Genomic DNA, 13,342 nt, shown 5'->3' on the forward strand with positions numbered 1-13,342 from the left:
CCCAACCCTCTCCCCGCCGGGGAGAGGGAGTGCGCTCTCGGACCTGACGGCTCCCGCCATCACAACGCGATCTTACGAAACAGCGACGTCGCATTGGCGGTCGCCACCAGCTTGTCATCCTGAAACAGCTCGCCGGCAAGATGGAAAATCTCCTTGCCGCGCATCGTCACGCGTCCAAACCCCTTGAGCTTGCCGATCTTCGCCGGACGATGAAACTGGACATTGAGCGCGAGCGTCGGCGCGAACTCTCCGACGTTCATCATGGTTGCGGACGCGAGCCCCATGCAATCGTCCAGCATCGCGGACAGGAAACCGCCCTGCACGATGCCGATGGGGTTAGCGAACTCCGGCTTGCCATCGAACCACAGTTCCACGGTATGCGCATCGAGATCGTAAGCGATGATTTCAAGGCCCAGCGTCCTGGCGCATTCCGGCGGCGGAAGCTTCCCCGCGGCGATGGCCTCGAAAAATCGCTCGCTCATATTTTGGCGACCTTGAGGTTTGCCAGCATGGCTTCGACGTCCGTCATCGCCGCGCGCAGCTTGGCCTCATCGCGCGAGCGCACAACGACATTGGTGTTCGGCTTGCCGTTCTCGTCGAGGAACGGATAGCTGCCGATGCTGGTATCGGGATGCGCTTCCTGGATGGCGCGCAGCGGCGTGCCGATGTCGCCTTCCCGCGCATTGGCGCGCACCGACTCCGACAGCATCCGCACGCCGGATTTCAGCTTCGGCGAGACGATGTCCATCATCGCCTGCATGATCGAAGGCACGCCGGCCATCACAATGACATTTCCGATTTTGAAGCCTGGCGCGAGGATGGTCGCGCTCGAAATCAGCTCCGCCCCGTCCGGGATGCGCGCCATCCGCAGCCGCGCCTCGTTCAGGTCCGCGCCGAAGCGCTCCTTGAAGCGTGCGACAACCTCGGGGTGATGGTCGATCTTGACCCCGAACGCCTTGGCCACGCTGTCGGCGGTGATGTCGTCGTGGGTCGGGCCGATGCCGCCGGTGGTGAAGACATAGGTGTAGCGCTGGCGCAGCGAGTCGAGCGCGTAGATGATCGCGTCCTCGTCGTCGGCGACCACCCGCACTTCCTTCAGGTCGATGCCGATGTTGGTCAGGTATTCGGCGATGAAGCCGATGTTCTTGTCCTTGGTGCGCCCGGACAGGATTTCATCGCCGATCACAAGAATGCCGGCGGTGACGATCTCACTCATCTTAACTCTCCTACCTGTCCCCGAACCGGTGTGCCGGCCATCCTACCGGTACGCCCGGAACCTTGGCGTACGCAACGCATTGAAGTCACGAGCTTTTGCCGCATCCCTGGGCAACCGCCCGCCCGTTTTTCAGGCAGATCGACGCAAGGTCACGCCAATTGCCCGCAGGCAATGCATATCGCGCTGGCCCAAGCCTTGCTACCATCAGTTTGAGCAGCGGATCTGGTATCCCGCCGCAGAGAGAAGCGTTCTGGTTTATGTCAGTTGCCTTCGATGAAATGAATGGGACCGGTGGAGACCTTCGCTCCGCCTACCACGAGCTCAGCCTCTGGCTGAAGGAGACCCCTCCGGACGCGTTGGAATACCGGCGCCAGGAAGCAGAACTCTTATTCCGGCGTATCGGCATCACCTTCGCGGTCTACGGCGAGGCCGAATCCACCGAGCGGCTGATCCCGTTCGACGTCATTCCCCGGATCCTGTCCGGCAAGGAATGGACGACAATGGAAAAGGGACTGAAGCAGCGCGTGAAGGCGCTCAACATGTTCCTCGGCGACATCTATCACAACCGCGACATTCTCCGCGCCAAGATCATCCCCGACGACCTGATCTTCCAGAACCCGGTGTTCCGGCCGGAAATGAACGGGCAGGACGTCCCGCACGACGTCTATGTCCATATCGCCGGCATCGACATCGTGCGCGTCGATTCCGAGAACTTCTACGTGCTGGAAGATAATGCGCGGACGCCGTCCGGCGTGTCCTACATGCTGGAAAACCGTGAAATCATGATGCGGCTGTTTCCGGATCTGTTCGCGCGGCATCGCGTGGCGCCGGTGGAGAACTATCCCGACGAACTGCTGGCCGCCCTGCGTTCGGTCGCGCCGCTTACCTCGAAGGCCGAGCCCACCGTCGCTCTGCTGACGCCGGGCATCTACAACTCGGCCTATTACGAGCATTCGTTCCTGGCGGACAAGCTCGGCGTCGAACTGGTCGAGGGCCGCGATCTCATCGTCAAGAACGATGAAGTGTTCATGCGCACCACCGAGGGATTGAAACGCGTCGACGTGATCTATCGCCGCGTCGATGACGATTTCCTCGATCCACTCACCTTCCGCCCCGACTCGGTGCTCGGCGTTCCCGGCCTGATGTCGGCTTACGTCGCCGGCAACGTCACACTGGCCAATGCCGTCGGCACCGGCATCGCCGACGACAAGGCGGTCTACAGCTACATGCCGGACATCGTGAAATTCTATCTCGGCGAAGAGCCGATCCTGAAGAATGTCCCGACCTATCGCTGCCGCGAGCCGAAGGATCTGAAATACGTGCTCGACAACCTGAAGGACCTCGTCGTCAAGGAGGTCCACGGCTCTGGAGGCTACGGCATGCTGATCGGCCCCGCCGCGACCAGGGAGCAGATCGAGGCCTTCCGCGCCAAACTGATGAAGGAGCCGGAAGGCTTCATCGCCCAGCCGACGCTGGCGCTCTCCACCTGTCCGACCTGTACCGAGTCCGGCCTCGCGCCGCGTCACGTCGATCTGCGGCCGTTCGTGCTGACCGGCAAGGATCACGTGACCGTTGTGCCCGGCGGTCTCACCCGCGTGGCGCTGAAGGAAGGTTCGCTCGTGGTCAATTCCAGCCAGGGCGGCGGCACCAAAGACACCTGGATTCTCGAGTAACACATGCTGTCGCGCACCGCAGAAAGTCTGTACTGGCTGGCCCGCTACGTCGAACGGGCGGAATATCTCGCCCGCACCATCGAGGCGACGCTGCGCGCCACCGCGCTGCCGGACGCCTATGTCGGCAAGAGCAACGAATGGGAATCCGCGCTGCTCACGGCCGGGATCGATGACATCTTTTACAGGTTTCACGACGAGGCCAACGAGCGCACCGTTGTCGATTTCCTGTCGTTCTCGCCCGACAATCCGTCCTCGATCCGCAACTGCATCGAGAACGCGCGGCTGAATTCGCGCTCGGTGCGCACCGCGCTCACCAGCGAGATGTGGGATACCATCAACAGCGCATGGATCGAACTGCATGCCTGCTGGCCCAAGGGCGCGAAGACGCGCGAGGACCTGACCAAGTTTCTTCGCTTCGTGCAGGAGACATCGCTGCGCTTCGACGGCTCCGCCTACCGCACCATGCTGCGCAACGACGCCTACTGGTTCTCGCGGCTCGGGCTGCATCTGGAACGCGCAGACAACACCGCGCGCATCCTCGACGTGAAGTATCACGTGCTGCTGCCCGAAGAAGAACATGTCGGCGGCCCGCTCGACTACTATCAGTGGACCTCGATCCTGCGGTCGGTCTCGGCGCTCACCGCCTATCACTGGGTGTATCGCGAGACGCTGAAACCGTGGCTGATCGCCGACCTGCTGATCCTGAATGAATCGCTGCCGCGCTCGCTGGCGAGCTGCTACGGCAACCTCGTGCGCAATCTCGACCAGATCGGCGTCGCCTATGGCCGCCAGGGCGCCGCACAGCGCCACGCGCGCGGCGTCCGCAACCGGCTGGAACACGCGCACATGGATGATCTGTTCCAGCGCGGGTTGCATGAATTCATCCAGGAGTTCATTGCAGACAACGCGCGTCTGGGCGATACCATTTCGAAACAGTATCTGATCTGAGTTGCCCGGAATGCAGGGCTGCATCCCGTCATTGCGATGCGTATTTGCGACAATGCAATGACAGCGTTGTGCTACTGACGCCCTTCCCACGAAACTGCGGCTTTGCCATGCGCCTGAAGATTTCCCACTCGACGACATATCGCTATGAGCCGCCGGCGACCGGCGTGATCCAGATACTGCGCATGACGCCCGGCAGCCATGACGGACAATATGTCGCCGACTGGCAGATCGACGTCTCCACCGATACACGCCTCGATGTGCATCAGGATGCGTTCGGCAACGTCACGCATGTTCTGACCCATGGCGCGCTCTCGGACCTGACCATCCATGTCGAGGGCCTGGTCGAGACGCATGATACCGGCGGCGTGCTGCGCGGCACCGACGAGCGTTTTCCGCCGAGCCTGTTCCTGCGCGCGACGCCGCTGACCGAAGTCAACGCCGCCATGGCGAAATTCGCCAGCGACCTCTACACCGAAGCAGCCGGAGACACGCTGGGCTTTCTCCATGCGCTGATGCTTCAGATCAACGATCACATGACATTCGATACCGATCCGACCCACGCCGGCACGTCTGCGCCGGAAGCCTTCGCGCTCAAGCGCGGTGTCTGTCAGGATTACGCACACATCTTCATTGCCTGCGCGCGCAGCGCCGGTGTCCCCGCCCGCTATATCTCGGGGCATCTGCTGCGCTCGGACGGCATGATCGCGCAGGACGCCGGACATGCCTGGGCGGAGGCCCATGTCGAAAGGCTCGGATGGGTCGGCTTCGACGCCGCGAACGCGATCTGCACCACCGACGCCCATGTCCGGGTCGCGGTCGGGCTCGACTATCTGAGCGCAGCTCCGGCGCGCGGCACCCGCTACGGGGGCGGCACCGAAACGCTGGAAGTCGCTGTGCGGGTTGATCAGGCCGGGCGGCAGAGCCAGAGCTGACGACATTCTTGTCCCGGACGCGATGCAGCGCGAAAGCGGTGCATCGCTGAGCCGGGACCGTTACGCGCACGGTTTTGTACGGCCCCGGCTCTGCGGAGCGGCATTGCACGCCGCACCGCGTCCGGGGCACGAAAGCTCCCCGGTTGCCCCATCCCTCCCCGCCGCGTAGAAATGCGCGGTCTGGAGATTTGAACTGATGACCTATTGCTGCGGAATTCTGGTTCGTGACGGCCTTGTGATGATGGCCGACACTCGCACCAATGCGGGTCTCGACAACATCTCCACCTTCCGCAAGCTGCACATCTTCAGCAGCCCCGGCGAGCGCATCATGGCGATCGCCACCGCGGGCAATCTCGCCATCAGCCAGTCGGTGATTTCGACACTGAACGAGGGGTTCGAGGACCCGATCACCGGCGAAGTCGAGACGCTGATGAATGCGCCGACGATGTTTCAAGCCGCGCAACGGATCGGCCGGGCGATCCGCGAGGTGCATAAACTCGAGGGCAACGCGCTGCGCGCGGAAGACATCTCGTTCGACGTGTCGTTCCTGTTCGGCGGACAGATCAAGGGCGCGCGGATGCGCCTGTTCATGATCTACACTGCCGGCAACTTCATCGAGTGCACCACCGACACGCCCTACCTGCAGATCGGCGAGCATAAGTATGGCAAACCGGTGCTCGACCGCGCGATCTCCTATGACGTCGATCTGTACGACGCGCTCAAAGTTGGTCTTGTATCGATGGACTCGACCATGCGCTCCAATCTCGGCGTCGGCATGCCGATCGACATTCTGCTGGTGCGGCCCGACGTGCTCGACGCCGAGGTGAACTATCGCATCGAGGCGGGCGAACCGTATTTCCACGATCTGCGCTCGCGCTGGTCGGCGGCGCTGCGCGCCGCGCATCAGAGCATTCCGCGTCCGCCTTACGGTCAGAAGACCTGACGCCCGCCATACTAAAAATCAGAACAAGCCGCAGCAGCGGCGTAAAAAGGGAGAAACCAATGAAAGTCGCAATCGTCACCGGTGCGGGTTCTGGAATCGGACGCGCCTCGTCGCTGGCACTGATGAAGGCCGGCTTCTCGGTGGTGCTGGCCGGACGGCGCAAGGATGCGCTGGAAGATACCGCGAAGGCCGGCAAGGATCTGGGCAAGAGCCTCGTCGTGCCGAGCGACATGACCGATCCGGCCTCGATCGCGGCGCTGTTCGCGAAGACCATGGACGCGTTCGGCCGCCTCGACGTGCTGTTCAACAACGCGGGCGTCGGCACGCCGCCGGTGCCGCTGGAAGATCTCAGCCTGCAGCAGTGGCAGACCACGGTGGCGACCAACCTCACCGCGCCGTTCCTCTGCACCCAGCACGCCTTCCGCATCATGAAGGACCAGACGCCGCGCGGCGGACGCATCATCAACAACGGCTCGATCTCGGCCTATGCGCCGCGTCCGTTCTCGTCGCCCTACACCGCGACCAAGCACGCCATCAGTGGCCTCACCCGCGCCACCGCGCTGGACGGCCGCGCCTATGACATCGCCTGCGGCCAGATCGACATCGGCAATGCCGCCACCGAGATGACCGAGCGCATGGCCGGCGGCGTGTTGCAGCCGCGCGGCGACACCATGGTCGAGCCGCGCATGGATGTGCAGAACGTCGCCGACGCCATCGTGTTCATGGCCACGCGCTCGCTCGACGCCAACGCGCTGTTCCTCAACATCATGGCGACCAAGATGCCGTTCGTCGGACGCGGGTGAACCCAGACGGTTCTTAATCGCGCGACGCAGTCTCAACATACTCTGTCGCCATCACCGGGCTTGTCCCGGTGATCCTCGTCTCTTTATCTTTTCCGGAGATCCAGAAAGACGTGGATGGCCGGGACAAGCCCGGCCATGACGGCGAGGAATTGTGACGCGAGCCGCTCAGTGCAGCCGGAACATGCCGTCGATCGCCTTGATCTCAGCCGGCTTGATCAGCTTGGAATGCGCGACGGTGACCGAAACCAGCGGTCCCTCCAGCTTCTCCTGCCAGAAGGCGAGAAAATCCTTCAGCGCAGGAAATTTCGGGAACAGGTCGTAGTTCTGCCAGACGTAGGATTGCAGCAGCCAGTGGTGATCGGGGCGCCGGTAGAGAATTTCGGCCGTCGTCAGGCCGTAACCGGCGAGTTGCCGTTTGAAGTCCTCAGATACGTTGCCCTGAGAAACGGTAGCATTCGGGACCATCAGTACCTCCTTGGTGGAGGCGATCGGCAAACAGTGGCAACCGGTTTTGGCGAACGCGCTCGCACCCACTCTCTGTTGAGCGCGCAAGTCGCGAACCGGATTCCACGTCGCGAACAAACGCGCTGTCTGAGAATCTGACCCAATACGAAGCTTCATCACAAGCTCAAATGTTAAATAAAGTGTTATCTTTCAATGCATTAGCAGCACCTCACCGCGACTGCTGACAAAGCTGCTGCTGACAGTTCGCCGCGGCCGTGCGACTCTCGCATCTCGTCAATATGGAGCGGGGCCATGAGCCGTTTCACCGGCGAACTCACCATCACGCAGCTCGACGTCGATTGCCGGACGTGGCGGCTTGAACAGCCGCTGGTCTATGAGGTCGGCGACGAGAACTCCGGCCACGTGATCGAGGTGCACAAGCTGTTCGAGACCGACGGCGCATCGATCCCGCGCATCTTTCAGTCGCTACTCCCAACGTGGGGCCGCTACAGCCGGGCCGCTGTGGTCCACGACTACCTTTACAACGAGCTACGCCCCGGCACCGAACCGCACCCGGAAGCGCCGACCAGGCAGCGCGCCGACGCGATCTTTTATGAGGCGATGCAAGTCTCCGGCGTCGGTTTCTTCACCCGATGGATCATGTGGGCGGCGGTGCGCACCTTTGGTTTCCTGTCGTTGCAGGCCGCCCGCGCCATGGCCTGGAAAAACGACAAGCCGATGCCCGCCGAAGTCGCGCCCCGGCCGGAGCTGGACATTGTGAGCAAGCGCAGGCGGCAGACCGGGACACCCCCGCCGCCGCCCCAATCGCCCGGAAACGAGGGGCCGGCTCCGCGTTAACGCTTGAGCAAAAATTGGCAGCCGTCAAATCAGAGTGCCAATTTTTCTGCTAAAGACCCTTGCCCGGCACCCGGCATCGGCCTATGTCCGTGTCAGTTGCGGTAGCACTCGCCTACCATGACTGCTAACATTTGAAAAAACTTAGCCTTATCAAGCTATTAGGAGGACTGCATGAAATTCCGTCCGCTTCACGACCGCGTCGTGGTCAAGCGCATCGACGCCGAAGAGAAGACCAAAGGCGGTATCATCATTCCGGACAGCGCGAAGGAAAAGCCTTCCCAGGGCGAGATCCTGTCGGTCGGTCCGGGCGGCCGCGACGAGGCCGGCAAGTTGATCCCGATCGACCTGAACGTCGGCGACATCGTCCTTTTCGGCAAGTGGTCCGGCACCGAGGTCAAGATCGACGGCCAGGAAGTGCTGATCATGAAGGAAAGCGACATCATGGGCGTCATCACCGATGGCAGCGCCAAGAAGAAGGCCGCTTAAGAGCGCCCTCTCCCACCCAGAATTCCAACTTGTCCTGACACTCAAGGAAACCCAACATGTCCGCCAAAGAAGTCAAATTCGGCGTCGAAGCCCGTGACAAGATGCTCAAGGGCGTCGACATCCTCGCCAACGCCGTCAAGGTGACGCTCGGTCCGAAGGGCCGCAACGTCGTCCTCGACAAGTCGTTCGGCGCTCCGCGTATCACCAAGGACGGCGTCACTGTCGCCAAGGACATCGAGCTTGAAGACAAGTTCGAGAACATGGGCGCGCAGATGGTCCGTGAAGTGGCCTCGAAGTCGGCAGACGCTGCCGGCGACGGCACCACCACCGCGACCGTTCTGGCCCAGGCCATCGTGAAGGAAGGCGCCAAGGCGGTTGCCGCCGGCATGAACCCGATGGATCTGAAGCGCGGCATCGACCTCGCGGTCGAAGCGGTCGTTGCAGACCTCGTCAAGAACTCCAAGAAGGTCACGTCGAACGACGAGATCGCCCAGGTCGGCACCATCTCGGCCAACGGCGACAAGGAAATCGGCGACTTCCTCGCAAAGGCCATGGCGAAGGTCGGCAACGAAGGCGTCATCACCGTTGAGGAAGCCAAGTCGCTCGACACCGAACTCGACGTCGTCGAAGGCATGCAGTTCGACCGCGGCTACATCTCGCCCTACTTCGTCACCAACGCCGACAAGATGCGCGTTGAATTCGACGACGCCTACATCCTCATCAACGAGAAGAAGCTCTCCTCGCTGAACGAACTGCTTCCGCTGCTGGAAGCCGTCGTGCAGACCGGCAAGCCGCTCGTCATCGTTGCTGAAGACGTCGAAGGCGAAGCTCTCGCCACCCTCGTCGTCAACCGTCTCCGCGGCGGCCTCAAGGTTGCCGCTGTGAAGGCTCCGGGCTTCGGCGACCGCCGCAAGGCCATGCTGCAGGATATCGCGATCCTGACCGGCGGCCAGGCGATCTCGGAAGACCTCGGCATCAAGCTTGAGAACGTGACCCTGAACATGCTGGGCCGCGCCAAGAAGGTGATGATCGACAAGGAAAACACCACCATCGTCAACGGCGCCGGCAAGAAGGCCGACATCGAAGCCCGCGTTCAGCAGATCAAGGCGCAGATCGAAGAGACCACTTCGGACTACGACCGCGAGAAGCTGCAGGAGCGTCTGGCCAAGCTCGCAGGCGGCGTCGCGGTGATCCGCGTCGGCGGCGCGACCGAAGTTGAGGTGAAGGAGCGCAAGGATCGCGTTGATGACGCGATGCATGCGACCCGCGCGGCTGTTGAAGAAGGCATCGTGCCGGGCGGCGGCGTCGCCCTGCTCCGTGCCTCCGAGCAGCTCAAGCGCATCAAGACCGCGAACGACGACCAGAAGACCGGCGTCGAGATCGTCCGCAAGGCGCTCTCCGCTCCGGCCCGCCAGATCGCCATCAACGCTGGCGAAGACGGCTCGGTCATCGTCGGCAAGGTGCTCGAGAAAGAGCAGTATTCCTACGGCTTCGACTCGCAGACCGGCGAATACGGCAACCTCGTCACCAAGGGCATCATCGACCCGACCAAGGTCGTGCGTGCGGCGATCCAGAACGCAGCTTCGGTTGCGGCGCTGCTGATCACCACCGAAGCGATGATCGCTGAAGTGCCGAAGAAGGGTGGCGCTGGCGCACCGGCAATGCCGGGCGGCGGCATGGGCGGCATGGACTTCTGATCCACGCGTCTTTCGCAGTTACGAAATGCAAAACCCCGGCAGCGATGCCGGGGTTTTTGTTTGCCGCTAAAAAGCTCAACACCAAAAGCTATAACTTGGACCGCTATTGAAAGGTCAATCCCGCTTGGAGGCCTTCTTCTTTAAGAGAAGGCGTTTTTGCGTTGCGGTCTTGGACCTCTTTGACGGAATCTCTGCCATTGACTTAGGCTGCGCTAAACGCGCGCCGCGCAATGCTGCCGTCATGCGCCTCTCGGATTCTTCCTTTGAAAATTCCACTTGTCATCTTTTGGCACGGAGCCACCATGAACGAAAGCACCAAAGTACCCCAAGAATACTACGCTGCCATAGGCAGGATTGCAGCCGGTTGGGCGTACTTCGAAGTCCTTATCAACCACGCTATTTGGGAATTGGCGAACGTCGAACAGCACGCGGGGGCTTGCATCACCGCCCATATCGGGGCGCCGATAGCCAGGTTCAAGGCCCTCGTATCTTTGCTCAAGTATCGCGGCTGTAACGACGCCCATATTAAGTCGCTCAACAGCCTATCTGGCACCGCCGACGAACTAGGACAAAAACGAAACAGAATTATTCATGACGTATCGGCAGTAAGTGCGAAGACCGGCGAGTTCACGCAGCTTCGTATAACGGCTGATCGGACGCTAGTGTTTCAGCCAACTCCGGTCCCTATGAGCGAACTTACCCAAGTCGCAGAACGAATTTCCAAACTTATCAAGGAATGCGGCTCTGCAATTCAAGAAGCTATCAACTCGCTTCCCGCATACGACAAAACACAGTTTTCACAATCTCAGGGAATTTCCCCAGACCGCCATCATTCAGAGATAAGTAAAACTCCGACAAATTCTTAGCACCCGCCGCCATCATTGCGGCTCAGCACTACATTCTGACATTGTGGTGCCAACGACATATTTGGGGTTTTATTCCTTGCCAACATCCAGCGATGATCGCTGAAGTGCCGAAGAAGGGCGGCGCTGGCGCACCGGCAATGCCGGGCGGCGGCATGGGCGGCATGGACTTCTGATCCACGCGTCTTTCGCAGTTACGAAATGCAAAAGGCCCGGAGCAATCCGGGCCTTTTCTTTTCTGTCCGCTCCGCGTTGTCATGCCGAGGGCGGCGCGGCATTCTCATTGCGCGAGAATACCCCGCGCCTCCGCCTCACAACCCGGCGCGATATTGCGTCGGCGAGCAGCCGAAGCGCGCGCGGAAGCAGCGGTTGAAATAAGTCACTTCGTTGAAGCCGCTGGCCAGCGCAATATCCGACACCTTCAGCCTGTCGAAACGCAGGTCGGAGAGCATGGCGCGCGCCTTCTGCAGGCGCAATTCCAGCACCCGTTCGGAGAACGTCTCGCCGCTTTCAAACAACAGGTCCCGCACGTAGCGGTCGGACAGCCCGAGACTCTCCGCAATCGCGGCGGGTGAGAGCGAGGGATCGGCAAAACGCGCCTCGATGATCGACAAAAGTTCACGCAGGCGGGCAGCACGCAGGCCGCGCGTCTGCGCGACCTGGGCTTCGTCGCCGCGCGCGCCCAGCGCCAGCGCGATCAGATCGGCGAGCATGGTTTCGGCATGCTGCATCAAAGGCGGCGATTCATGCACTTCATCGGCATTGAGCAGAAAATCGATGGTGTGCTCGAGGTGCCGCACAATCGGATCGCTTCTGTCGAGCGCGGTTACCGAGCGATCGTCGGCATGCGGCACGACCTTGAGAATCTGCGCGCGCGGGATCGAGGCCATCACCCATGAGGTGACGCCATCGGTGAAGCTCGAACATGGTTGCGCGATATTGTAGGCCATCACGCTGCCGTTCTTCATGGCGAGATCGCGATTGCCCGCACTCCAGATTTGCGGCTTGGGGCTGCGATAAAATCCGATGTAGATGTCGTCACGGTCGTTGGCGACATGCTTGCGGGTGCGAACGTAGTGGTTCGTGGTCGTGCTGAATCGGCTGACGCCGAGATTGCCGAGCATGACATTCCTGGACGACGTCGCGAACGGCTTGTCGTCAGCGTGCTTGATCTCGGCCGCGCCGAGCTGCTCCAGCCAGATATCGCGCCACAACATGAAGCGCGCCTTGTCACTCAAATGCGCGGGAAGCTGATCCGACGAGTAATCGACCTTCGGCATGTTCGCCTGCTGTATTGCAAATGGGTTCCCCTTCCTACCACCCTACCACACGCCACCGTGAACGGCAGCGGCTGGCGACCCAACAGGTGGCACGAAAACGGGCACTCCTGCCGCATAAATCAAGCCCAGCGCCGTCGAGGTCAATCACGGCGATATGGCCCTCTGCATCGTTGTAACGGCGCAACATGGCGAACGATTTCCGCAGGCCTGCCGCCGAGTGCAATTGCTGTTCCGCCGCGTGCAAGACAGGCGAAGCGGAATCCCTCACATCACACAGCAGACGAGTACCGACTGAGAAGGCATTTCAGGATGAAGACGTTGATTGCGACCGGCGCCATTCTTTCCATCGCGGCGTTATCGCCAGCTTTGGCTGCCGACCTTCCCCTCAAGGCGCCATCGGCCAAAATTTATAGCTGGACCGGATGGTATGCCGGTCTCAATGCTGGCTATGGCTGGCAGGACAAGAATGCCGCGTTCAGTGGCGATTCCTTCGGAACGATTCCGGGCGCCGGCACGATCTTCACGGACGGGCTCGTCGACCAGTCCCTACAGGGGCCGAGCACCAATCATCCCGCCTACCGCCAGGCGTATCGCATGTCCGGATTCGCCGGCGGGGGGCAGTTTGGTTACAACTGGCAGGTCGCGCCGAGTTGGATCACCGGCTTCGAAGCCGATCTTCAATACGCGAACCTGAAGAGCAGCGCGCTTTTTGCAGCACCCGACAGTGGCGGCGGCGTGGATCTCGGCGCGACCTCCTCGCATCAGCTCAAGTGGTTCGGCACCGTGCGCGCGCGCCTCGGCTATCTCATCACCGACCGGCTGCTCGCCTTCGCCACGGCGGGCCTCGCCTATGGCGAAACCAAGGGGCAGGCCGCCATCTCGATCATTCACGCCACCGGCTGGAACGTCGGCGCCGCGACAACGATCATCTGCAACGGCTTCTCGACCTGTCTTTCCGGTGCAGCCTCACAAACCTCCGCCGGGTGGACCGCAGGCGGCGGCCTTGAATATGCGATCCTGCCCAACATCACGCTGAAGGCCGAATATCTCCACATCGACCTCGGCGACCAGACGATCCGGCTGAACGTCCAGAGCCCCGCGACCGGCAACGGCTTTGCCAATGTGACCTTCAGCAATGCCTACGACATCGTGCGGGCCGGCTTGAATTTCCGCTACTAGGACGCGACCGCGCGGCTGCG

14 protein-coding genes are annotated in these 13,342 nt (G+C 61.5%); 10 read left to right on the top strand and 4 right to left on the bottom strand.

The genetic code is table 11. From position 1 onward, the window contains the following. Positions 1–59 precede the first annotated feature (59 nt). Positions 60–482: a PaaI family thioesterase gene (locus AC1RM7_RS06405; RefSeq protein WP_024919037.1), complete on the bottom strand. Its 423-nt coding sequence runs from the start codon at positions 480–482 to the stop codon at positions 60–62. Then, positions 479–1,216: a competence/damage-inducible protein A gene (locus AC1RM7_RS06410; protein ID WP_006021268.1), complete on the bottom strand. Its 738-nt coding sequence runs from the start codon at positions 1,214–1,216 to the stop codon at positions 479–481. Before AC1RM7_RS06410 ends, AC1RM7_RS06405 begins: the two co-directional genes overlap by 4 nt. Before the next feature lie 257 nt (positions 1,217–1,473). Here AC1RM7_RS06410 and AC1RM7_RS06415 point away from each other — a divergent pair, with 257 nt between their 5' ends. The 5 genes from AC1RM7_RS06415 (at position 1,474) to AC1RM7_RS06435 (ending at position 6,515) form a co-directional block, all read left to right on the top strand. Next, entirely contained in the window at positions 1,474–2,889 is a 1,416-nt protein-coding gene (locus tag AC1RM7_RS06415) for a circularly permuted type 2 ATP-grasp protein (RefSeq protein ID WP_006021269.1), read from the top strand. Positions 2,890–2,892: 3 nt separating this feature from the next. Next, positions 2,893–3,837 carry an alpha-E domain-containing protein gene (locus tag AC1RM7_RS06420; protein WP_006021270.1) on the top strand — a complete coding sequence of 315 codons (945 nt, stop codon included), beginning with the start codon at positions 2,893–2,895 and terminating at the stop codon, positions 3,835–3,837. 107 nt (positions 3,838–3,944) lie between these two features. Beyond that, positions 3,945–4,769, top strand: a complete 825-nt coding sequence (locus AC1RM7_RS06425; RefSeq protein ID WP_024919036.1) for a transglutaminase family protein — start codon at positions 3,945–3,947, stop codon at positions 4,767–4,769. Between the two features lie 196 nt (positions 4,770–4,965). After that, a complete protein-coding gene (locus AC1RM7_RS06430; RefSeq protein ID WP_006021272.1) occupies positions 4,966–5,712 on the top strand; it encodes a proteasome-type protease in 747 nt (248 codons plus the stop codon). A 59-nt stretch (positions 5,713–5,771) separates the two neighbouring features. After that, entirely contained in the window at positions 5,772–6,515 is a 744-nt protein-coding gene (locus tag AC1RM7_RS06435; protein ID WP_006021273.1) for an SDR family oxidoreductase, read from the top strand. Positions 6,516–6,680: 165 nt separating this feature from the next. Here the strand turns inward: AC1RM7_RS06435 and AC1RM7_RS06440 are convergent, their stop codons facing one another. Further along, on the bottom strand, positions 6,681–6,980 hold the full coding sequence (locus AC1RM7_RS06440) for an usg protein (protein ID WP_024919035.1): 300 nt from the start codon (positions 6,978–6,980) through the stop codon (positions 6,681–6,683). Positions 6,981–7,271: 291 nt separating this feature from the next. On the opposite strand from AC1RM7_RS06440, the gene AC1RM7_RS06445 reads away from it, so the two are divergent. The 4 genes from AC1RM7_RS06445 (at position 7,272) to AC1RM7_RS06460 (ending at position 10,866) form a co-directional block, all read left to right on the top strand. Beyond that, complete coding sequence (locus AC1RM7_RS06445) at positions 7,272–7,817, top strand: DUF1353 domain-containing protein (protein WP_024919034.1); 546 nt, start codon at positions 7,272–7,274, stop codon at positions 7,815–7,817. A gap of 171 nt (positions 7,818–7,988) precedes the next feature. Continuing rightward, positions 7,989–8,303 carry a co-chaperone GroES gene (locus tag AC1RM7_RS06450; RefSeq protein ID WP_006021276.1) on the top strand — a complete coding sequence of 105 codons (315 nt, stop codon included), beginning with the start codon at positions 7,989–7,991 and terminating at the stop codon, positions 8,301–8,303. A 56-nt stretch (positions 8,304–8,359) separates the two neighbouring features. Next, the gene (gene groL / locus AC1RM7_RS06455; protein WP_006021277.1) at positions 8,360–10,000 is read left to right on the top strand and encodes a chaperonin GroEL; all 1,641 of its coding nucleotides are present in this window, start codon (positions 8,360–8,362) and stop codon (positions 9,998–10,000) included. A gap of 302 nt (positions 10,001–10,302) precedes the next feature. Continuing rightward, positions 10,303–10,866 (top strand): hypothetical protein, encoded by a 564-nt coding sequence (locus AC1RM7_RS06460; protein WP_024919033.1) that lies wholly within the window; start codon positions 10,303–10,305, stop codon positions 10,864–10,866. Between the two features lie 308 nt (positions 10,867–11,174). Here AC1RM7_RS06460 and AC1RM7_RS06465 read toward each other — a convergent pair whose 3' ends face one another. After that, on the bottom strand, positions 11,175–12,143 hold the full coding sequence (locus tag AC1RM7_RS06465) for an AraC family transcriptional regulator (RefSeq protein WP_024919032.1): 969 nt from the start codon (positions 12,141–12,143) through the stop codon (positions 11,175–11,177). Positions 12,144–12,452: 309 nt separating this feature from the next. Between AC1RM7_RS06465 and AC1RM7_RS06470 the strand changes: the two genes are divergently transcribed. Further along, positions 12,453–13,322: an outer membrane protein gene (locus AC1RM7_RS06470; protein ID WP_024919031.1), complete on the top strand. Its 870-nt coding sequence runs from the start codon at positions 12,453–12,455 to the stop codon at positions 13,320–13,322. Positions 13,323–13,342 lie beyond the last annotated feature (20 nt).

It is taken from the genome of Afipia sp. GW822-FHT03D08, from assembly GCF_058801645.1.